The organism is Pedobacter hiemivivus (genome assembly GCF_004331685.1).
Classification (GTDB): Bacteria; Bacteroidota; Bacteroidia; order Sphingobacteriales; family Sphingobacteriaceae; genus Pedobacter; species Pedobacter hiemivivus.
Map to the genome: position 1 here is coordinate 110,419 of NZ_SJSM01000005.1, position 21,688 is coordinate 132,106.

The 21,688-nt window shown below is 40.9% G+C and carries 18 protein-coding genes; 1 reads left to right on the forward strand and 17 read right to left on the reverse strand.

Going from position 1 to position 21,688, the window contains the following annotated elements:
• Positions 1-2 precede the first annotated feature (2 nt).
• Positions 3-2,291 carry a GH92 family glycosyl hydrolase gene (locus EZ444_RS11010; RefSeq protein WP_131608801.1) on the reverse strand — a complete coding sequence of 763 codons (2,289 nt, stop codon included), beginning with the start codon at positions 2,289-2,291 and terminating at the stop codon, positions 3-5.
• Positions 2,292-2,333: 42 nt separating this feature from the next.
• Complete coding sequence (locus EZ444_RS11015) at positions 2,334-3,203, reverse strand: ROK family protein (RefSeq protein ID WP_131608802.1); 870 nt, start codon at positions 3,201-3,203, stop codon at positions 2,334-2,336.
• A gap of 175 nt (positions 3,204-3,378) precedes the next feature.
• On the opposite strand from EZ444_RS11015, the gene EZ444_RS11020 reads away from it, so the two are divergent.
• Entirely contained in the window at positions 3,379-6,063 is a 2,685-nt protein-coding gene (locus EZ444_RS11020; RefSeq protein ID WP_205945255.1) for a glycoside hydrolase family 78 protein, read from the forward strand.
• A 64-nt stretch (positions 6,064-6,127) separates the two neighbouring features.
• On the opposite strand, the gene EZ444_RS11025 is transcribed toward EZ444_RS11020, so the two are convergent.
• The 15 genes from EZ444_RS11025 to EZ444_RS11095 all read right to left on the reverse strand — a co-directional run bounded on the left by EZ444_RS11025 (position 6,128) and on the right by EZ444_RS11095 (position 21,038).
• Entirely contained in the window at positions 6,128-7,645 is a 1,518-nt protein-coding gene (locus tag EZ444_RS11025) for a RagB/SusD family nutrient uptake outer membrane protein (protein ID WP_131608803.1), read from the reverse strand.
• An 18-nt stretch (positions 7,646-7,663) separates the two neighbouring features.
• Positions 7,664-11,092, reverse strand: coding sequence for a TonB-dependent receptor (locus EZ444_RS11030; RefSeq protein ID WP_131608804.1), 3,429 nt, complete (start codon positions 11,090-11,092; stop codon positions 7,664-7,666).
• Positions 11,093-11,294: 202 nt separating this feature from the next.
• Positions 11,295-12,452 carry a FecR family protein gene (locus EZ444_RS11035; protein ID WP_131608805.1) on the reverse strand — a complete coding sequence of 386 codons (1,158 nt, stop codon included), beginning with the start codon at positions 12,450-12,452 and terminating at the stop codon, positions 11,295-11,297.
• 100 nt (positions 12,453-12,552) lie between these two features.
• Positions 12,553-13,137 carry an RNA polymerase sigma-70 factor gene (locus EZ444_RS11040; protein ID WP_131608806.1) on the reverse strand — a complete coding sequence of 195 codons (585 nt, stop codon included), beginning with the start codon at positions 13,135-13,137 and terminating at the stop codon, positions 12,553-12,555.
• A 216-nt stretch (positions 13,138-13,353) separates the two neighbouring features.
• The gene (locus EZ444_RS11045; protein WP_205945256.1) at positions 13,354-13,974 is read right to left on the reverse strand and encodes a cysteine hydrolase family protein; all 621 of its coding nucleotides are present in this window, start codon (positions 13,972-13,974) and stop codon (positions 13,354-13,356) included.
• A gap of 2 nt (positions 13,975-13,976) precedes the next feature.
• A complete protein-coding gene (locus EZ444_RS11050) occupies positions 13,977-14,540 on the reverse strand; it encodes a hypothetical protein (RefSeq protein WP_131608808.1) in 564 nt (187 codons plus the stop codon).
• A gap of 16 nt (positions 14,541-14,556) precedes the next feature.
• On the reverse strand, positions 14,557-15,642 hold the full coding sequence (locus EZ444_RS11055) for an NAD(P)H-dependent flavin oxidoreductase (RefSeq protein ID WP_131608809.1): 1,086 nt from the start codon (positions 15,640-15,642) through the stop codon (positions 14,557-14,559).
• Between the two features lie 11 nt (positions 15,643-15,653).
• Positions 15,654-16,025, reverse strand: coding sequence for a nuclear transport factor 2 family protein (locus tag EZ444_RS11060; protein ID WP_131608810.1), 372 nt, complete (start codon positions 16,023-16,025; stop codon positions 15,654-15,656).
• A gap of 2 nt (positions 16,026-16,027) precedes the next feature.
• Positions 16,028-16,762 (reverse strand): SDR family NAD(P)-dependent oxidoreductase, encoded by a 735-nt coding sequence (locus tag EZ444_RS11065; protein ID WP_131608811.1) that lies wholly within the window; start codon positions 16,760-16,762, stop codon positions 16,028-16,030.
• 20 nt (positions 16,763-16,782) lie between these two features.
• A complete protein-coding gene (locus EZ444_RS11070; protein WP_131608812.1) occupies positions 16,783-17,001 on the reverse strand; it encodes a tautomerase family protein in 219 nt (72 codons plus the stop codon).
• A gap of 27 nt (positions 17,002-17,028) precedes the next feature.
• Entirely contained in the window at positions 17,029-17,547 is a 519-nt protein-coding gene (locus tag EZ444_RS11075; RefSeq protein WP_131608813.1) for a YceI family protein, read from the reverse strand.
• A 108-nt stretch (positions 17,548-17,655) separates the two neighbouring features.
• The gene (locus EZ444_RS11080) at positions 17,656-18,228 is read right to left on the reverse strand and encodes a Crp/Fnr family transcriptional regulator (protein WP_131608814.1); all 573 of its coding nucleotides are present in this window, start codon (positions 18,226-18,228) and stop codon (positions 17,656-17,658) included.
• 63 nt (positions 18,229-18,291) lie between these two features.
• Positions 18,292-19,272 carry an alpha/beta fold hydrolase gene (locus tag EZ444_RS11085; protein WP_131608815.1) on the reverse strand — a complete coding sequence of 327 codons (981 nt, stop codon included), beginning with the start codon at positions 19,270-19,272 and terminating at the stop codon, positions 18,292-18,294.
• Between the two features lie 121 nt (positions 19,273-19,393).
• Positions 19,394-19,900, reverse strand: a complete 507-nt coding sequence (locus EZ444_RS11090) for a TlpA family protein disulfide reductase (protein ID WP_131608816.1) — start codon at positions 19,898-19,900, stop codon at positions 19,394-19,396.
• A gap of 37 nt (positions 19,901-19,937) precedes the next feature.
• Entirely contained in the window at positions 19,938-21,038 is a 1,101-nt protein-coding gene (locus tag EZ444_RS11095; RefSeq protein ID WP_131608817.1) for a tetratricopeptide repeat protein, read from the reverse strand.
• Between the last annotated feature and the right edge of the window lie 650 nt (positions 21,039-21,688).

A 21,688-nucleotide genomic window follows, 5' to 3' on the forward strand; every position in this document is an offset into this window, starting at 1 on the left:
TCCTACTCTTTTACCGTCGATAATGAATAAGGGTAGTCTGCACGATCCACTCCCCTTTTTTTGTTGGGTACTGCAGACATTTCAAACTCTAATACTCCTCCTTTTTGTAAGTCCGAATGACTTAACCAATTCTTGGAATATGCTTTTCCATTATATGTTAAGCTTTTAATATACCTGTTTTCCTTACTGTTTTTAGGCGCGTTAATCGTCAATACCTTCCCATTTTCAAGTTTCAAAGTTACCTTTTTAAATAAAGGTGCACCGATAACATATTGGTCAACTGCAGGTGTAACCGGGTAAAAACCCATGACAGAAAACACATACCATGCAGAGGTCTGACCATTATCTTCATCACCACAATAACCATCTGGAGTAGGTTTATACATTCGGTCCATAGTCTCCCGTACCCAATATTGGGTCTTCCATGGCGCACCTGCATAATTGTATAGGTAAATCATATGCTGTATCGGCTGGTTTCCATGTGCATACTGCCCCATGTTGGCAATCTGCATCTCGCGGATCTCATGAATTACGCTACCGTAATAGCTGTCATCAAAAACTGGAGGAAGTGTAAATACAGAATCCAGTTTGGTCACAAACTTCTCTTTACCCCCCATTAATGTAGCCAAGCCGTCAATATCCTGAAATACAGACCAAGAGTAGTGCCAGCTATTTCCTTCCGTAAAAGCATCTCCCCATTTGAAAGGGTTAAATGGAGTCTGGAACTTTCCATCTGCATTTTTACCACGCATTAAGCCTGTTGAAGCATCAAACAGGTTCTTGTAATTCATGCTGCGTTTTTTATAAATCTCGATTTCTGAAGCAGGTTTTTTTAATGCTTTGCCCAACTGATAAATGGTAAAATCATCATAGGCATACTCTAAAGTTCTTGCTGCATTTTCGTTGATCTTCACATCGTAAGGTACATAACCCAGCTCGTTGTAGTATTTAACACCACGGCGACCTGTTGCCTGCGGCCCTTCATTGTTCGCACCATGCTTAAGGGCTTCCCATAAGGTATTAATATCATACCCACGCCCTCCTTTAATGTAAGCGTCTGCAACAACTGAAGCTGAATTATTACCGATCATACAGTCTGCATAAGCGGGGCTTGACCATTCTGGCAACCATCCGCCTTCTTTATAGTCATTAATTAAGCCTTCCTGCATTTCTTTGTTTACGGATGGGTACATCATATTCAGGAAGGGGTACAATGCCCTGAAAGTATCCCAGAACCCAGTGCCTCCAAACCTGTAACCAGGTAAGGTTTTCCCAGTGTATGGACTCCAATGCACGACTTTATTGCTTTTGTCCAATTCATACATCTTATGCGGGAAAAACAACATGCGATATAAGCTGGAATAGAATGTTCGTGTTTGATCCACAGTACCACCCTCTACAGCAATTCTGCTTAAGGTTTTATTCCAGATTGCTTTTCCTTTTTGTTTTGTAGTCTCAAAATTATCGTTGGACAATTCTCTGCTTAGGTTAAGCTCTGCCTGCTCAAAACTGATGAATGATGAAGCTACCTTCATGTTGACCTGTTCGCCTTTTGCTGTTTTAAATCCAACAACAGCACCAGAATGATTTGCTGTAACCTCAAGCTCCCCTTTTAACAGTTCATTGCCTTCCCATCCGTTTGCAGAAGTAAAGGCTTTATCGAAATAAATGACAAAATAATTCTTAAAGTTTTCCAGTTTACCGCTACTGTAACGGGTACTGTAACCAATTATTTTACGCTCGGCAGGGATGATCTTAATGTAAGATCCTTTATCGAATGCATCTACAACTATATAAGAATCATCTGATTTTGGGAAAGTGAAACGGAATTGTGCAGCTCTTTCCGTAGGCGTAATCTCTGTGGTTACATCTGCATCAGCAAGGTATACGCTATAATAATATGGCTTTACAATTTCGGATTTATGGGAGAACCAACTGGCCCTGTCATCCTGGTTAAACTTCATTTTACCAGTTACCGGCATTATCGAAAATTGTCCGTAATCATTCATCCATGGAGATGGCTGATGTGTTTGCTTAAAACCCCTGATCTTATCTGCATCATAAGTATAAGCCCAGCCGTCGCCCATTTTACCGGTCTGTGGAGTCCAGAAATTCATTCCCCAAGGCATTGCAATTGTAGGATAAGTGTTTCCATTAGAAAGACTCGGCTTACTGGCTGTTCCCATTAAAGGGTTTACCCAGTCCACAGGGTCAGTGATTTTACCTACTGTCTGTGCAGACAAAGCAGAAGACACAAATAGTAGTGAGGCAGTCAAAAGTTCTTTAATCATATCTGTATGTTATCAAATCTTATATTTATAGTACTAGATTTTTTAGGTTAAACTCCAACAAGAACCTGCACCAATAAGCGCAGCATCTTCTTTTAACTCGGCAATTTTTATTTCTGGACAGCAATTCTCTTTTTTAAGATATAGCTCCAAATAAGGCATGAAACACTCGTGTGCATTCACTATATTTCCACCCAAAACTAGGAGATTCCCAGGCCTTTCCACAAGCAGCCCCTTAATAAACAGCCCCAAATTGTTACCAAATTCTTCAAATATTTGACGTTCGGGCTGCTCAAAGCATTCAGAACGATTTAGTTCCTTTACTCCCCGAATAGTCCTACCTGTAAGTTCAAAGTACCGCTTAACAAACCATCCGGTAGCCAAATAGTCTTCTGCAATACCATCTTTAAAAGTAGATTTCCACAATGCAGCATCTTCGGTTACTCCATCCTCAAAAAATGCAGAACCTAAACCCGTTCCCAGCGTTAGTCCGATTGCCTTATCATACCCTTGAGCTGCACCTCCAAACGCTTCCCCCTTCAGAAATCCGGCAGCATCATTGATAAACCGAATGTTATCTGTTTTAATATTTAAACGTGCAGCCAGTTCATGTTTAACATTTACGTTATACAAACTCTTAAATTTATCCTGATCCTTGATAAAGGAGATCCCATCATCATACTCGAAAGGTCCTGGAATTGCAATTCCAATTCTCTTTTCTGAAATATTCCCCACACCGAAAGATCCTTGGATGACATTGCACCAATTGTCAAAGATTGCCCCTGCTGAATCACCAGAATTGACTTGTTTTCGTTGAAAGGAATCTTTGATCAATGTCCCGGCTGCTAAATCTACTAACGCTGCCGTTATATGTGAGCCACCTATATCAACACCTAACACAATAGGATTTTTCATTTATATTCTTTGTTTGAATGAGTAATTGCTAAAACGTTTTACTAATATGAAAAATATATTTGAACATTACAAATTCCCTTGAAAAGAATAAATTTAGAATCTAGCAGGATGGTACAGGATGCGAATCCCCCATAAGGGATTTATTATTGCAATAATAACACCTAAATTTATACGAATGAGCCACTATTTAAAGAATTTGTTTTTTCCATTACTGCTGTTGCTAATTACTTGGTCATCAGCTGGAATGGCCAAAGATCCCCTGGTCGTGAAACCTGCCACCTTACAATGTGAATACCTCCTCAATCCGATAGGAATTGACGCGCTCAAACCGCGTTTATCCTGGTTAATGATAGATAATCGTCAGGATGCCAGGCAAACTGCTTATAGAATTATAGTTGGAAAGGATTCGATAGCAATCAGTAAAAGAATGGGGAATTCATGGGATTCCGGGAAGATAAATTCCTCAGATCGTCTAGTAAACTATGGAGGGCAGCCGCTAGAAGCTTTCCACAAATATTTCTGGACCGTAGTGCTTTGGGACAAAAATGGAAAATTAGCTGCCCCTGGTCCGATTTCAAGTTTTGAAACAGGCATGATGACAGCAGCTCATTGGAAAGGTGACTGGATCAGTGATGGGAATGACATTAATAAGCGTCCTGCCCCGTATTTCAGGAAAGCATTTGAATCTTCAAAACAGGTTAAATCGGCCAGGGCATATATCGCTGCTGCAGGATTATACGAGTTGTATCTGAATGGTAAAAAGATTGGTAACCACCGCTTGGATCCGATGTATACGCGTTTTGATAAAAGAAATTTATATGTGTCTTATGATGTGACTGCCCAGCTGCAAAAAGGCAGCAACGCAATCGGTGTTCTTCTCGGAAATGGCTGGTACAACCACCAGGCAATGGCAGTCTGGAATTTTGATAAAGCAGCCTGGAGGGCAAGACCTGCTTTTTGTATGGACCTCAGAATTACCTATACTGATGGCACAACAACAGTGATTACTTCGGGTAAAGACTGGAAAACCAGCTTAAGCCCAATCATATCAAATAATATTTATACTGCTGAGCATTATGATTTCCGCCTGGAACAACCGGGATGGAATACCTCAGATTTTGACGATCGTAAATGGGAATCTGTTGTGGTAAGAAAAGCACCTTCAGACTTGGTGGTCAGTCAGGCCATGCAACCTATCCGGAATGTGAAAGAAATTCCGGTTAAATCGATGAAAAAACTGGATGATACGACTTATGTTTTTGACCTTGGTCAAAATATATCCGGTGTAACTAAAATCAAGGTAAAGGGAGAAGATGGTACCATCCTCCGTTTAAAACACGGTGAACGCCTGTATGCCAATGGCAGAGTTGACCTTTCTAATATTGATGTTTACTACCGCCCTAAAGATCAAACTGATCCTTTTCAAACAGATATCATCACCTTATCAGGAAAGGGACAACTTGAATTTATGCCCAAATTCAACTATAAAGGTTTTCAATATGTAGAAGTAACCAGCAGTAAACCAGTTCAGCTAAGTAAAGAAAGTATCACTGGCTACTTCATGCATAGCGATGTGGCTCCAAAAGGCAAAATCAGCTCATCTAATCCATTAATAGATAAGTTATGGTGGGCAACGAACAATTCTTATTTATCCAATCTTATGGGCTATCCTACAGATTGTCCGCAAAGGGAAAAAAACGGTTGGACTGGTGATGGACATTTCGCTATAGAAACGGGTCTGTTTAATTTTGACGGGATCACTGTTTATGAGAAATGGCTGGCAGACCACAGGGATGAGCAAAAGCCGGATGGTGTATTACCAGATATCATTCCTACCGGTGGCTGGGGATATGGAACCGCAAATGGAACCGACTGGACAAGTACCATTGCGATCATTCCATGGAACATCTACCTTTTTTACGGTGATAGCCAACTTCTGGCTGATAGCTATGACAGCATGAAAAAGTATGTGGATTACATCACACAAATCAGTCCAGAGGGACTCACTACTTTTGGCCGCGGAGATTGGGTACCTGTTAAATCTAAATCCAACCTGGAATACACTTCATCTACCTATTACTTTGTGGATGCAATTATTCTTGCAAAAACAGCCAAAATACTGCACAAACAAAAGGATTTCGACTATTACAGTAAACTCGCCGAAAAAATCAAAGCTTCGATAAATAACAAATATTTTAACGCTGAAACGGGAATTTATGCTTCGGGAGTGCAGACTGAATTGAGTGTTGCCCTACAGTGGGGACTGGTACCAGAAGGACTCAAAGCTAAGGTTGCGCAGAATCTGGCTAAAAGAGTTGCAGCAGATGGCATGCACCTGGATGTTGGAGTGCTTGGTGCCAAGGCGATATTAAATGCCCTTAGTGACAACGGACAGGCAGAAACGGCTTATAAGTTAGCTGCGCAGGACACTTACCCTTCCTGGGGATGGTGGATCGTAAACGGAGCTACTACCCTTTATGAAAACTGGGACATTAAAGCAGAAAGGGATATCTCTTTAAATCATATGATGTTCGGTGAAATAGGTGGCTGGTTCTTTAAGGGATTAGGTGGCATTCATCCTGATGAGCAGTATCCTGGATTTAAGAGGATCCAGCTGCGTCCAAATTTTGTATCCGGGCTTAACCATTTCAAGGCAGAACATGAAGGCCCTTATGGTAAAATCGTCTCCGCATGGAAAAGATCAGGAAATAAGGTCGTTTATACCGTTACCATTCCAGCCAATTCGGATGCAGTGATTAGTTTTCCGGTAGCCGATGGTAAAAAAGTATACCGCAATGGTAAGGTCATCGCTTCGAAGGTCAAGCTTAATGCTGGTGTATATCAATTTGAAATCGCTTAAACATAGACCATAAAAAAAGCCGACGGGAATTTCCGTCGGCTTTTTATGTTTACAACTATACCTGTTATTGTGGGTTCTGCGGTAAATTATCCAATGTCACTTCCCGTTGTGGGATTTGAAGCAACAGTTTATTCTGCGTTACCTGGTAAGAACCTGCAGGGAACTGGGAAGGCGCTTTCAGGATTTCCCTTTGACCATGCGCATTCATTACTGCTATGGCCGTTCCTGTTCTAACAAGGTCATACCACCGGTGGTTCTCAAAAGCAAGTTCGATTTTCCGTTCTTGATAAATCGCATCTCTAAAGGCAGCCTGCGAATTCACATTCAGTGCAGGTATCGGATTACCAGAAGTTTTAAACGGAAGTCCAGCTCTTCTTCTGATTTCATTTAGCAAAGTAAAGGCCTCTCCGTTAGCAACAAATCCACCTTCGTTCAAACACTCCGCAATCATCAGCATTACATCAGCATACCGAATAACGGGAAAGTTGACATTGGTCTGTCCTGGTTGAACAAATCCCTGGTTGTATTTTTTAACATAGGGTACCGCCACAAAACCAGATGCATCTGTAAAACCCTCGCCCAGCGACACATTCTTCCTTAAGTCTCCTGCTTCATAAGCACTGATCAAATCAGTTGTTGGGGTATTCCATCCACTTCCAAAGCTAAGATTGGTCTTACTATCCCCTGTTACCACAGACCCGGAATTAAATGGGGCAAACTGGTACATAAAATTGCTCGACAGGTTAGTACCGGCAGTAGAATAATACTGGATTTCGAAAACAGATTCTACATTGTTCTTCTCTGTGGTAAGAAATATAGATGCATAGGTAGCCATTAAACTATAGCCGGTTACTTTTCTTAGCGCAATCAATGCGTCCGAAAACTTTCTTTGGGTCATGTAAACCTCGCCTAAAAGTGCATTTGCAGAACCTTTTGATACCCGTCCTTTATCTCCCGAAGGATATGAGGATGCATCAGGCAGATTGTTAGCAGCATCGTTCAGATCGGTTATGATCTGATTGTAGACTTCATCTGCACTTGCCCTGCCTTTGGACGGGGAATCGCTTGGCGACTTGGTTACCGACAGTCTTAGCGGCACGCCACCAAACTGTCTTACCAGGTTAAAGTAATGAAATGCTCTTAAAAACTTGACCTCCCCTATAGCCTGATTTTTTGCAACGGCCGACATTTCTATAGCGTCTACGTGATCCAACACATCATTACATCGCATTATTGCAGTGTAAGAATCTCTCCAATAATCCTGAAGAAGCGTATTTGAGGAGCTCGCCAGAAACTGATCTACAAGTTCCCTGTTTTCCTGGCCTCTTTGAGGGGCATTGTACTGGAAGGTTGTATTGTCAGACCTCATTTCACCAAAAAGCCAGTAACTGAACGACCCCATGCCCCGAAGAGAACTGTAAGCCCCATTTACGCCTTGTTTGAGATCAGATTCTGTTTTCCAGAAATTCGTTCCACTTAGGTTCGATTCAGGAGGTTGTTCTAAAAAACCCTTTTTACATGATTGCATATTAAGCAATAGTGTCAGTGATGCCAGGACAATATATTTTGAGTTATTTTTCATTGTTGATTCGATTAAAGTTTAAAAAGTCATGTTTATACCAGCTGTAATAATCCTAGGAATTGGGTAACTGGTAAAATCACGCCCTGGAGTTAATGCAGAAAACCCATCGTTCGTTCCTGCCTGCGGATTGGCACCGCTATACTTTGTAAAAGTGACCAGGTTCTGAACACTGGCATATAATCTGACTGCTTTTACGATTCTGGAATTTGTGATAAAAGGCTGCTTAAAATTATAACCTAGTGTAACATTTTGAATCCTTAAAAAGCTGGCATCCTCTATCCATTGTGAATTGACCTCGCGATATAGTGTCCTTCCGCCAACTGTCGTTGGCACTAAGCCGCTACCGGGCTGTGCCGTTGACCTGAACCTATCAATAACTTTGCGATCAACATTAAAAACACCATCTATATTGGTTAAAAATTCATTACCAGTCCTCATGATCTGTCCGCCTTGAACGCCAACAACAATCACATTGAGATCAAAATTCTTATAACTAAAACTGTTGGTGATGCCATAAGTAAAATCTGGCTGGGTATCTCCTATTACCGTAAAATCCTTAACAGCTTCAATAATTCCATTGCCATCAACATCCTTATAGCGAACAGAGCCCACAATAGAAGAATTGTGCTTGGGCTGGCTCGACAGTTGCTGCGCGTTTTGGTAAATACCATCAAAAACGAATCCGAAGAACTGACCTATAGGTTTGCCAACCTCCGTTTTATGGGTAAAATTACCCTCTCCACTTCTACCACTATATACTGGAGCGTTGTTATTTCCCGGGTTAAGTTCAAGTACAACATTTCTGTTCAAGCTTAAATTAAGATTGGTGTTCCATCTGAAACTACCCGTAAGGTTTTTGGAGTTGACACTAAATTCAAAGCCCCGGTTTCTTACCTTACCCAGGTTAACAATAGCGGATGAGAAACCAGAAGCAGAAGGCAGCTCGGCATTTAGCAGCAGGTCGCTTGTAATCCGGTTATAATAATCTACCGTCAAGCTCAACCTGTCGTTTAAAACGGCCATATCAATCCCCAGATCTAACTCTCTCGATTTTTCCCAGGTCAGGTTTTCATTGGCAATTGAACCAGAAACCCTTCCGCTGGCCAGTTGATCTCCAAAAGCATAGTTTGAGGGTCCTACGCTGGAGGCATAGGCATAATTTCCGATGTTAAAGTTTCCAGTTTGACCGTAACTTGCACGTAATTTAAGGTCGTTTATCCATCGGATACTTTTAAGGAACTTTTCCTGGGAAGCCCGCCATGCAAAAGCAGCGGATGGAAAAGTACCATATTGTGTATTCTTACCAAAACGGGAAGATCCATCTGTTCTTATGGTTGCGGTAAACAGGTACTTATCTTTAAAGGTATAATTAGCCCTTGCCAGGTAAGAGAGCAGAGACCATTTCTCTATACCGGCCCCGGCGCCATCTAGCAAAGTGGATGCATTTATAGTTTCGATGAGGTCATCGGGGTAATTTGTTGCGCCAAAAGAATATCCATTGTAACGTTCTTTCTGTGCTGTGTAGCCTAAAACTGCATTAACCCGATGGTCCGTACCAAATGTCTTATCGTAGCTAAGGGTTAGTTCCGAGAGCCAGTTTGTTGTTGTGGTTTGGGCAGTATTAGAACTTGGAATCGATAGACTAGGATTTGATGCTCCTGTTTCCCCGATCACAAATGTAGGATTAAACACAAAAGAGCTGTTGTTGGAATAATCCACATTGAATGCATATTTTGCCTTTAGTCCGTCGATGATCTTATACTCGGCAAAAGCTGTTGCCAGACCACGAAAGTATTTGGCTTCTGTTCCGCCATACTCCAGGGTATTCAGTGGATTCCCTGCTCCGATTGCCCCTGGTGAGTGGATAAAAATTGTCCGGTTTCCGTTTGCATCAGTGATAGGAACGATAGGGCTCAGCCACAATGTACGTGTGAGCACATCCCGCTGACCACTCTCAAATCCATTACGATTCTGTGTCCCTGCTGTTGGTGAAAGACTGATACCGAGTTTTACTTTTTTGCTCAGATCCGATTCCAGATTAAAATTGCCCGAATAACGTCTGTAATCTGTGTACTTGATGGTTCCTTCCTGCTCCAGTCGGCCAATGGACACAGAATATCTTGTACTTTCGCTACCGCCTCTTAAACTGGCATCCACATTAGTTTGTATTCCTGTACGCAGTACAGCATCATACCAGTCTGTGCCTTTCCCATATTGTGCAGGATTTCTGAACGGGGCGGGAATATCTGCATCCGTTGGAACAGCACCCCTGGATGCGAATTCATCGATAATGATATCTTTCCTGAACTGGGCATACTCAGTTCCGTTCAGCACTTTTGGACGTCCTTTCTGCGGCACTTTTTGTGCACCGATATAACTGTTTACACTTACTACCGGATCACCTGGCTTTCCTTTTTTCGTTGTAATCACAATGACCCCGTTAGAACCTCTGGAACCATATATGGCTGTTGAGGAAGCATCCTTGAGTACAGTCACGGATTCTACATCATCTGGATTAAGCAAATTCAGCGGATTATAGTCGTGCCCCCCTGTATTTGATATCGCAAATCCATCAAGGACGAATAACGGACTGTTACTAAAAGAAATTGAGCCTGTTCCCCGGATCTGAATATTGACTCCCCCACCGGGTGCTCCCGTAGGTGAGCTGATCTGGACACCGGCAATCTGACCCACTAGTTTTTGATCCACCGAACTTACCGGAAGATCTTTTATCTGTGCTGAAGATACACTTGCAACGGAGCCTGTAAGATCTTTACGTTGTGTAGTTCCATACCCTATCACCAACACTTGCTCCAGTTGAGACACTTCAGCCTTGAGCTGAAAATTAGCTTCCAATACTTTTCCATCGGAAATGAGTAGCTCTTTAACCTGCGACTCGAAGCCCAGATATGAAGCTGTCATTTTATAGGAGCCAGTAGGCACATCTTTAAAAGCATAATCTCCATTGGCATCCGTCATTTTACCAATATTGATGTTCCCGCCAGTCAGCCTTACGGTTACTCCCGATATTGGAAGGCCTGTACCTGACTCCGTAACCTTTCCTTTAACGTCTCCTGTTACTGGTGGCTTTGGCGTTACAAGGATGGTTTTATTCTTAATCGAATAGGTAAAAGGCTGGTTGCTGAAACAAAGATTCAGTACCTGCATAAGGTCAGCATCGCTAACCTTTAAACTAATTAATTTGGCATCTTTAATAATCGGATTGGTGTACAAAAAATCATACCCCGTTTGCTTATTTATTTCCTTAAACAACTGCACAATGGAGGCATTGCTTTTAGAAATTGTTACTTTTTGGCCGTAGCCAGTAACTGCGTTGGCTTGCAGAATAAAAACAGCCATGATCACGACAATTAATCGCATAATCAGTATTATTTTAGGGGGCAGCAACAGACGTGGCATACCTTGTTTAAAAGCATTTAAATTCATACTTTTGAGTTGGTTTGAGTTAACAGATATAGTTCGATAAATTATTCTCCCGGCTTTGCGTCGGGGTTGGTCACTCAAATCAATTGTCGGGTAGTGCTAGAACACTGCCCGGCTTTGTATCTAAGTAACCCAGCGCTAATAGCGCTAAGTTCGTATTGGTTTGTTCATATTTGGTTAGGTTAGGTTTAGTAATTTATATTTATTAACGTGTTACAATTATCTTTTTTCCTTCAATTTTAAAATGCCCCACTCCTGTTGCTTCCAGTAACAATAATACTTCTGAAACGTTTTTATTTCTGGAAATCATTCCTCCCATCAAGGTGGTTGAAGGTGTTTGCTGATAAATTATTTCTGCATCGTACCAGCGTGAAATCTGACGCATAACGGTAACAATATCTTGATTTGAAAAAACAAACTTGCCATTTTTCCAAGCCACGGCCTGCTCAAGGTCATATGCCTCCTGCACACTTAGTTCAAAATTACTGTTCACTATCGATTCCTGCCCAGGTACAAGCGTTCTACGCTGCATTATTCCCGGAGGGCGCGTACCAACACGTACAGAACCTTCTAATAAGGTAGTTTTAATGTCCTCTTCATCTGTATAACTGTTGATGTTGAAATGTGTGCCAAGGACAGTGACCTCCTGTCTGGCTGTTTTAACGACAAATGGATGTTTTGCATCTTTACGAACTTCAAAATAAGCTTCGCCAATTAGATCAACCTTACGACTATCCTCTCCTGTAAAACTCGAAGGGAATTTAAGCACACTGGCGGCATTGAGCCATACTTTGGTCCCATCTGGTAGATGAACCTGATATTGGCCACCTCTAGGCGTTGTTGCCGTTAACATTTGAACAACTCCCCCGACGTGGCCGCTACCCCCGATCGGAATCAACGACCCGTCGTTATAGCTCAACTTAGCAGCGTCAATTATCACTCCATTCTTAGCATCACTTAATTTTATGATTTTACCGTTCGCTAATGTTAATGTGGCGGTATTTTTACCCGGGGTCATATCATTCTTGAACCGGCCATTGATCTGAGCTATTTCTTTATCTGCTTTTTGCAAAGTAAAAAACCATAATCCTGAACCTATCGTCAATAGTATAGCCGCCGCCGCCGCTATACTCGACCAAAGCTTATGGCGTTTTAACGGTTTAATCATCCTAGTCCTAGAAATTTTCGAAAGCATTCGTTGTTTCACCAACTGCTCTTCCTCAGTCGCATCAGTTGGCCATACAATATCCTTTTCATTCTCCCTGTTATACCATTCTAATAATTCGTACTGTTCAGTAACTGTCGCAGTCTTTAGGATATACTTTTCTATGAGGTCATTTAGCCGCTGGTTCTCCATCTTCATATTTGGTCTGTACTGTAATGTACCCGGCCAGATAGGATTACCCTTAGTCTAATTGAAAATATTTTCAGTTTTTTTTTTACCTCATTTCCTCAGCGGTATTTTAGTTCTTATTTAACAACGTTGACAAGAATAGGAGCAAAGCTCCAGTATCGGTAAGATTCCCTTTTACTACTTTTATGGCTTTACTTAAATGCGCCTCAACTGTCTTTTCAGAAATCCCCATTTCCCTCGCAATTTCATGATTTTTTAATCCAGCTTCCCTACTGTATTTAAATACGAGCCTGCACTTTTCCGGGAGTGTAGTTACAATCGAATCAATCTGCTCTTGTAGAAAACGAGCAGCTATTTCTTCTTCAATCTCATAGCTTTCCTGATAAGGCATCTTGCTCACCATATGATCAATTCGTTTTCGTTTACGGTAGTAATTATTGAATACCGTAAATTTCACGGCAGTTGCTAAATAGCGATCCAAAGCATGTACGTTCAAAGCCTCTCGTTTATTCCAAAGACTGAAAAATACTTCCTGCACAATCTCTTCACTATCCGATTTATCTCTGGTATGATTGTATGCTACTCCCAATAGCATCTTCCAATACCGATTATAAATCTCGGTAAAGGCAGCTTCATCTCCTGAATTTAATAAAGCAGTCAATTTGTGATCAGAATATGTGCTGTGAACGTTCATTACTATTTGGTCATTTCTTATGTAATTTATCAAAGAAACTTAGCAAAGACAAATACACGGTTGAAATTCCTCTCTCAAGTAAGTAAAATCAGGCCATTCTTTATATTGCCAATTATACATATTGAGCCGATTATTTTGTCTAATCAGCTCAAATATAAACAAATTCTGAGCCGATTAGGTAAAATAATCGGCTATCAAGCCTCGGGCAATTGAGGTCTATTTTATGGTTAGCGCATTAATCAGTTCACTGGTCGTTAATATGGCATGGGCATAGGTCGGACCATTGAGTGCATGGGCAGCGTGCATCATTTCCGCAGTAAAAGCTGCAGTAGCATCCTTGATGAGCGTAACATGATAACCCAATTCCATCGCAAAACGAGCAGTACTTTCCACACAGGTATTCGCTAACAATCCGATAGCGATGACATGTGTGATCTCTTTTTGTTTAAGTAGCATATCCAAATCGGTATTCGCGAAACCACTTTGTGCCCAATGCTCCTTAACAATGATATCTCCTTGCTGGGGAGTAAAGTCAGGATGCCACTCTCCACCCCACGTACCCTTAGCAAAGGTGTGACGTTCCATGATGCCCAACTGTGTTGGGTTAGGATGCTTCCAATATTGATAATCTGTTGCTTCCCACCGTTTATGTGGAACAATAAACACTTGAATACCGGCTTCTCGCACCGTTTTGACAATTGCCTTTAGATTATCCAATAAGTGATTAGCCTCGGCAACTTCTTTTACCCGAGGCCATATTTTCCCACCCTCTGACAGAAAATCGTTGTAGGGATCGATAAACAGCAGTGCTGTTTTTTCTCTCTGATAAGATTGCACTTTCATTTTATCCGTCTTATTTGTTTTAGATTTTGCTTATTTTTTCCTAAAGCGTGACGCTCGATACTTTTTGCAAACAGCGGCGTCTCTGTCTGATTGTGATAGATGGAGGCCGGTTGTCGCTGAGCTTTGAACTGCTCAAAAGGAATCCCCTGCTGGTCAATAAACTTTATAAATTCTTCCGTAGCCCTTGATTGAACCCTGTTTGTAAATTCGCTGGTGTGATCATCAATTTTTTTAACGCTCAATTCCCAGTGAACATGAATAGTGCTGCGACCAGTTGGTGTAAATACATCTGAAACTGATTCCAGGACCAGATGTGTAGGTTCACCCAAATGCTCTACATAGTGCTGAACCATCAGGCTGCCTCCAATTACCTCTACATTTATGGACATACGTTTCCCCTCCGGCGAGGTCGTAAATCCTGCTGCGATATGGGCCGGAGAACACGACTGGTACTCCTTCTCCGGAAGTGTAAAGCACCATTCCGGAATGTTAATTTTTTCAATTGGGGCGTTGATCATCGCTGAAAAGCTCGATTCAACGATAATTTGTTCATTTTCCATGACAATTATAATTATTTTAAGATTTTAAATGGTCAAAGTGGGCCTGCGTTTCTTCCAAAATAGATTTCATCAACTCAGCAGCCCTGGTATGTTTCAGGATAGGTGCAATCTGACCGCCCCAAAATAATATCATATCCCATTTTTCTTGTTCAATAGCTGCTTTCCTTAAGCGCGACATAAACTGTGTTTGCAGTGGGAACGGTAAAAATCCTTCCTCCCGGGACACCAAATCCTTTGCAATGCGACTGGTTATTCCTCTGCCAAGCCGGCCAGTAAATGCCCGTGATAACGTAGTATATTTCGCTGCATCCGAAAATAGCATTTGTTTATGAATGGCTGTGGCATTAGATTCCTCAGTCGCCAGAAAAGCGGTGCCAATTTGTGCGGCATCTGCCCCGAGGGCCAACGCAGCGGCAACACCTTTTCCATTAGCAATTCCGCCTGCGGCAATCACTGGTGTCTTTACCTTCTCTTTAATCAGTTGGAGCAATACAAATGTTCCAATTGTAGATGTTTCCGCCGACGACAGAAACGATGGACGATGTCCCCCAGCTTCAAACCCGGATGCGATGATCATGTCCACCCCGGCAGATTCCAAAACAATAGCCTCATCCAGCGTGGTTGCAGCACCAATAGTTACAATACCAAGTCTATGGCACTGTTCCAGAATATCGGCTGTTGGAGCTCCAAACATAAAGCTGAACACAGGTGGCCGTTGATGCAAGATCACTTCGACCTGGTTTTCGAACCTGCTTTTGAATGGTGCTGGCTTTTCTGGAAGCGCTATGCCCAACTCCTCAAAATAAGGCTTAAACAACTGCTGAGCCCGATTAAACTGCTCGTCTGAAACAGTGCCGTCCACCGCATCAGTATCCGAAACCCATAGGTTAACATTGTAAGGCTTATTTGTAGCTAACTTGATCTGCCGGTCTACGGCTATAATCTCCTCAGGGCTCAAATTATAGGCGCCGAAGCCCCCAAGCCCTCCCAGATTTGACACTGTCGCTACCAACTCAACAGACGACAAGTTGCCTCCGAACGGCCCTTGCAGGATGGGATATTGAATGTTCAATATTTTGGATGCTTTTGTTTGATACCACATAACTTCTCTATTTACCTAGCCACATCGCTGAGCATTTTATTCACAATCAGCCATTGGTTATTGATTTTATGAAACGACAGGAACTCGTCATAATTGAAATCATACATTTTAACATGAACTTTTGCAACCGCTATTGTATTGACCACATCTATCGAGATAATAGTCCCCTTAAAAGGTTTTCCCGAATCTTTCACACTTTGTCGGTTCTTTACCGCATCAAGATACTCCTCACGGGTTTTGGCATAAGGCTGCCCCTTTACATCCCCAAACAACAGGGTTCCCGGATATATAATACGGCCTAGTTTTTCTACATCACCTTCATAAATGCCTGGAAAGTAATCGCTTTCCAGGGCAGCTGTAATAGCTAATGAATCTTCTTTCATAATTAGTTCAGATTATGGCCGGCGCCCATGCCACCGTCAACATTAATAATAGCACCATTGACAAAATTGTTTTTCGCAATGGTATAAACCATTTGTGCAACGTCCTGGGCTTCGCCCACCCTGTTCAATAAATGTAAACCAGCACTTTGATCAGCTTTATCACCATGCATAGGCGTACGAATGACACCTGGAGCTATAGTATTTACCCTGATGTTATTTTTACCAAACTCAGCTGCCAACTGTAAGGTGAGTGCGTGTATTGCACCTTTCGATGCAATTGGTGCTGTCGATGGTGCGCCACCCAATGCGTGATAGACCAAAGGAGTGCCAATATTAATGACTACGCCACCTAGCTGTTTAAGCATTTGTGGCAAGATAGCCTGGGTGGTAAAAAAAGTTCCCTTGAGGTTGGTATCCAAAAAGCGATCAAGATAGGCTTCGTCCACTTCCAGGAAGGGTTTGGTTTCATAAATCCCGGCATTGTTTACCAATACATCCACACCGCCAAACTTTTCAATAGCAGTGGACAGTAACTGCTCACCAGTGCTTTTATCTTTTACATTCCCTGCTACCTTAGCCAGGCGATCTCCTGCACCTAATTCCCGATACACCTCTTCCAGTTTTTCAGCTGTTAAAGAATTGATGATCACATTATCACCCCTTTCCAAAAAATAGCGGGCTATTTCTTTACCTATACCTGAAGAGGCACCGGTAACAATTATGGTTTGTGTTTTCATTTTATTTTTCTGTTAAAGCGTTATTTTTTATCCGCTGTAATTCCCCTTGCCCTCAGTTCTGACACCTGTTCTCCGGCATAGCCCCAGTCGTCAAGGTCATGTTCTTGTATTACTACGTGGGTCAAGTGTGGATCCTTATTCAGTACCTCAGTGATCAGGTCTGTTACCCCTTTTATCAGGGCCTGTTTTTGCGCTTTGGTAACACCTTCACGGGTTACTTCTATTTTTACAAATGGCATAGCTTAAAATTTATGCTAATGAGCCGATTACTCAGCTTTAGCGGTAATACTTACATTTAATTCAAAATCATTATATATCAAGGTGTCTCCCAGGTCTAGGAAAAAGTTTCCAGATCGGAACTTCATACCATATTTAGTGCGATCTACCAGGAGCTTAGCCTTTGCAGTCAACGTATCGTCAGTTTGACTGATAACAGCGTCAAAATCTATAGGATGTGTTATACCTTTAATGGTAAGGTCAGCGGAAATATGATTCCCGGTAACAGTGTTGATCACCAAATTTGCTTCCTGGAACTGTTCTGTACCAAAGAAATCGTCGGAGATCAGATGTCCCAGGAATTGGGCATTTGTATCAGGATCCGCAATATCGAGTATATTAATGGAGGTGGTGTCGACGATGAAATTACCGCCTGTGACTTTACCCTCATTCAAAATGATTTTACCGGCTTTAATGGCTATTGTCCCATTATGTGCGCCAGTTACTTTTTTTCCTATCCAATCAATATTGCTCTGTGCAGGATCGATGATGAATTTTTGATTTTCCATGTGATTTGTTTTTTAATTACACCACAAAGTACGGAAGGAAAAACGGTTGGCAGGCGTGACCTAGATCACATTTGAAACTGGCAATAATTATGTGATCTACATCACATTTCAGGTATGATAAAGTCTGCTTAATGTTTCCCGGGATACGCCAAGATAAGCAGCGATCAGGTTTTTGGGCACAATATTATAAAGTTCCGGATATAAGCTCAGCAATTCTTCGTATCTGAATTTGACGTTATTATTCATGAATGATAGCAATCTTTTCTGACTAGCTACATACCCCCTATTGGTTCGCCAACGGAAGAAGCTTTCTACGGAGTGGATTTCTCTGCAAATTTTTTCCCGATTCGCATTACTAAGGCGTAATACTTCTACGTCGGTAATGCAATCTAATGATATACTTGCTTTAGTATGGTTATAAAGTGCATCAAAATCAGAAGCCCACCAGGAGGGCATGGCAAACTGCAGGATGAACATCTTCAATTCGTCATTAATGAAAAAAGATTTCAAGCACCCGGAGATCACGAAATATTCATAATCGACAATGCTCCCCTCGGAAATGATTACCTGCCCTTTTTTGAAATTCTGGAGCTCAAAATGGGAAAAGAAATATTCGAACTCTTCATCCGTAAGTGCAACATTTTTTGCAACATGTTCCTTTAAAACTTCTTTAGCTTTCATCTAAATAGTCGTATTTCTAAAAACTACTGTTACCCAAAGTTAACATAAAAACGATTCCAAATATTATTTCTCATTAACAACGCTTTTCAAGAATTGTTGCATCAATCTTAAGATTTCAGGTTCGGCTTTATCTAATGCAAAGTGCCCTCCATCGACTATGTGTACTTCCGCTTTCGGAACATCATCCTTATATTTCCAAGCTCCTGCAACAGTAAATGAGGGGTCATATTTACCCCAAATAACAAGCATCTTAGGCTGATTCGTTTTTAACCATTTCTGCCATTTGGGATATGATTTAACATTGCTCTGGTAGTCGTAAAAAAGACTTAATTGAATATCTGCCATTCCCGGTTTATTTAGGAATAAATATTCGTCAACATACGTGTCAGGGTTAATTTTTTCAGGTGTCGGCGTACTTCCTATGTGTCTTTGCTTGGTCGCCTCTAAGCTTATAAAATTCTTTTTTACGGCATCATAATATTTCTCTTTATCAGCCCAAAATGCCTTTCTTGTTTCCCACAAAGGCGAAAGCCCCTCTTTATGGCTTACGGCATTCTGAACAATTATTGCCTTTACTTTTTCAGGATATTTTTCAGCAATCCGCATTCCAATCGGCCCGCCATAATCCTGTTGTACCAATACGAATTTCTCCAGAGATAATTGAATAATGAATTTACCTATATATTCCGCTAAATTATCAAAAGTATAAACAAAGCGATCTGCTGCTGGCTGGCTACTATGTCCAAACCCTATGTAGTCTGGTGCTATGACATGATAATCCGCCGATAATTTTTCCAATAAGGGTTGCCACATACGCGACGATGATGGAAAACCATGTAGAAAAAGAATTGTTGGCTTATCTAATTGCCCAGCTTCTCTATAAAAGATAACCCGACCGTCTACTTCAATCGTCTTGTAAAAAATTGAATGGTTATTTTGTTTTTCCAATAAATTTTCTGTTCGGGTCTGAGCCATAGCTTGATTTTTTGATGTGGCAGGCATTAAGGCAGTATATAGTAGTGCAATGTATATTAGTTTTCTCATAGTATTCACGATTAACAGTACAAATTTATCTGTATTTTCTCACCATTAAAAACAATATATAGTGATATATATTTATCACTAAAAACGATTGCAGGCTTATTTTGGGATGTCAATACCCAATCTAACTGCTCTTTTTGATCAAGTCTATCATTGAGGATAGTTCTGCAACCGCAGCATCATCTCCACCTGCAAATCCGGTTATTTTAAAACGGGTTTTACCTTTACCGTCAATTACGAACTTGGCAGGGATGCCCTTTACATCAAATGCACTTACGGCGGGATTGGTCTTTGTTTTCGGATCTTTTGTGTCCATATAAAGATCAAATTTATAATTGTTGCTATTCAAGTAGGATTGTGCATCTGCAAGCGGCTGATCAACCTTTTCCCAGGTATGAATAAACAAGAACTTTACGTTTGGATCATTTTTATATTTATTTACGGCCATCTGCATCGCCGGAAAGGATTTCTTACAAGGCCCACACCAGGTTGCCCAAAAATCGAGCACAATGGTCTTCCCTTTAAAATCAGCTAGTGAAACGGTTTTCCCGTTCACATCTTTAACTGTAAAATTTGGGGCCACCTCATCAATTAACATTTTGGAAACTTCAGCTTCTATTTTGGAGCTCACTCCCTGTTCTAAAACAAGCAAATAAGCTGCCGCATCCTTAAGGGGATTTAAAGCCGAGTAGGATCAGCAGCAGACAGATTGCTACTACAGATCCAGTGGAGATCAGCGTGATCTTTTTATCAACTTTCAACTGCTGGATTTCGCTATCTTTTCTTTCTACTTCAAAAAAGATTTGCAGTAAATTGATTTGCTTGCTACTTTCTTCCTTAAAGGTCTGGTGGTAATTTTTACTGGCAGTCTGACTGTAATAATAGGCGCTGTCGGTATTACCGATAAGCTTATAAGTTTGAGCAAGGTTGTCACAGGCGCTGATTAATTCTCTTTTGCTTTTGAGTTCAATTGCAAGTGATTTAGCTTGCATGGTCGCTGAAAGTGCTTTTCTGTAATCCCCGGTTTTGAGGTAGAAGTCACCAATATTATTGATATTTCCAATCTGCCCTAGACGGTTGTCCAAAGACTCATTGATTGATAGTGCCAATGTAAAATACTTCAACGCATCATTGTATTGACGCTTGCGCTCCAGAATAGATCCAATATCGTTGTATACTTTGGCCAGGCCCAGACTGTCGTTTATTTTTTTATAGTGCTGAAGAGCGAGTTGTTGATACCCAAAACTAATATCATACGTACCTTTCTTTTCAAAAAATTTCCCAAGAATGCTGTATGTTTTAGCTATTCCCTTGTCATTCCTAAGCTCCTGGAAAATTTTCAATGCTTCTTTAAACATGGGTAGAGATTTCTGTTTAAGATGGGCAGAACTATAAGTTTGGGCAATATTGTTGAGGTTTTGGGCGATAAGTAGGCGATCCTTTTCCTTTCGAAATATCTTGTCTGCCTTGAGGTAAAAGGTTAGCGCCTGGGCGTAGGCTCCCTGATAATGAAAAATCTTGCCCAGTTGCTGGTTACATACAGCCAAAGCATGCACGTCTTTCCGATCGGAATATTCTTTTCGAAGTTTTTGTATCAGTAAAAATGCCGAATCAGGATTGGTGAGTACTAATCTTTCTGCATAAGAGAGCGTTTCTTTGGGGCTGTTCTTTACATTCGCACTCAAACAGCTACTTCCACCGAAAAATGTGAATAGGAAACAGCATGCAATCGAAACACCGATTACAAAGAACTTATTATACACGTACATTTTAACAGGATTAATTGAACATTTATATAGTTGACACTATTCCATAGGAGACAAGCAAGTTTAAGCTTCTACTATGAACTTAAGTTTATCAAATGTTAAAATTCCAATCCTAATGAAATTTACTTGTCGAGACTCTGAATTAATACCTCATTTAAGAAGTATGATCTGTTATTGTCGTTTCTTTATTTCATTGGCTATCAGTTTAGGTGATTAATTTTGATATTTTTATCAGGTTATTTCAACAAACATCTCGAAACAATTAAAGATAAATCTACCCGGGCTCAAATTTGGTTGAAAACGCATCGGAATTGCATTTAACCCAAATAAAATACCTAAAAGCATCAAAAATCGAGTCAAGACCAAATTAAATAAGCTCCCTTCAAATTGATACTTTGTTCCATTTTATATTCTTTACGAGAATAATTGCTACATTTGTTAAGAGAGCGTTAATTTAACGGGGTAAGTCTTCGGATTTATCCCGTTTCTTTTAATGTTTATTTTTTAGGGTATAATATAAAAACTATATACCCTTTTTATATTATAATATTGATTTTGGCTAGCTAGAACAGGTTTTACATCAGTATATCATTCTAAGAATTGAAAAGAAGTCCGCTGGCAATATGATCAACAGCCTTTGCTATGCAGTTTAT

Excerpts from the sequence above, each read along its gene's own strand:
- EZ444_RS11050 (WP_131608808.1), bottom strand. The coding sequence starts at position 14,540 with ATGGAAAATGAACAAATTATCGTTGAATCGAGCTTTTCAGCGATGATC.
- EZ444_RS11085 (WP_131608815.1), bottom strand. The coding sequence starts at position 19,272 with ATGAGAAAACTAATATACATTGCACTACTATATACTGCCTTAATGCCT.
- EZ444_RS11075 (WP_131608813.1), bottom strand. The coding sequence starts at position 17,547 with ATGGAAAATCAAAAATTCATCATCGATCCTGCACAGAGCAATATTGAT.
- EZ444_RS11065 (WP_131608811.1), bottom strand. The coding sequence starts at position 16,762 with ATGAAAACACAAACCATAATTGTTACCGGTGCCTCTTCAGGTATAGGT.
- EZ444_RS11030 (WP_131608804.1), bottom strand. The coding sequence starts at position 11,092 with ATGAATTTAAATGCTTTTAAACAAGGTATGCCACGTCTGTTGCTGCCC.
- EZ444_RS11070 (WP_131608812.1), bottom strand. The coding sequence starts at position 17,001 with ATGCCATTTGTAAAAATAGAAGTAACCCGTGAAGGTGTTACCAAAGCG.
- EZ444_RS11060 (WP_131608810.1), bottom strand. The coding sequence starts at position 16,025 with ATGAAAGAAGATTCATTAGCTATTACAGCTGCCCTGGAAAGCGATTAC.
- EZ444_RS11035 (WP_131608805.1), bottom strand. The coding sequence starts at position 12,452 with ATGAAGATGGAGAACCAGCGGCTAAATGACCTCATAGAAAAGTATATC.
- EZ444_RS11055 (WP_131608809.1), bottom strand. The coding sequence starts at position 15,642 with ATGTGGTATCAAACAAAAGCATCCAAAATATTGAACATTCAATATCCC.
- EZ444_RS11020 (WP_205945255.1), top strand. The coding sequence starts at position 3,379 with ATGAGCCACTATTTAAAGAATTTGTTTTTTCCATTACTGCTGTTGCTA.
- EZ444_RS11010 (WP_131608801.1), bottom strand. The coding sequence starts at position 2,291 with ATGATTAAAGAACTTTTGACTGCCTCACTACTATTTGTGTCTTCTGCT.
- EZ444_RS11080 (WP_131608814.1), bottom strand. The coding sequence starts at position 18,228 with ATGAAAGCTAAAGAAGTTTTAAAGGAACATGTTGCAAAAAATGTTGCA.
- EZ444_RS11095 (WP_131608817.1), bottom strand. The coding sequence starts at position 21,038 with ATGTACGTGTATAATAAGTTCTTTGTAATCGGTGTTTCGATTGCATGC.
- EZ444_RS11015 (WP_131608802.1), bottom strand. The coding sequence starts at position 3,203 with ATGAAAAATCCTATTGTGTTAGGTGTTGATATAGGTGGCTCACATATA.
- EZ444_RS11025 (WP_131608803.1), bottom strand. The coding sequence starts at position 7,645 with ATGAAAAATAACTCAAAATATATTGTCCTGGCATCACTGACACTATTG.
- EZ444_RS11040 (WP_131608806.1), bottom strand. The coding sequence starts at position 13,137 with ATGAACGTTCACAGCACATATTCTGATCACAAATTGACTGCTTTATTA.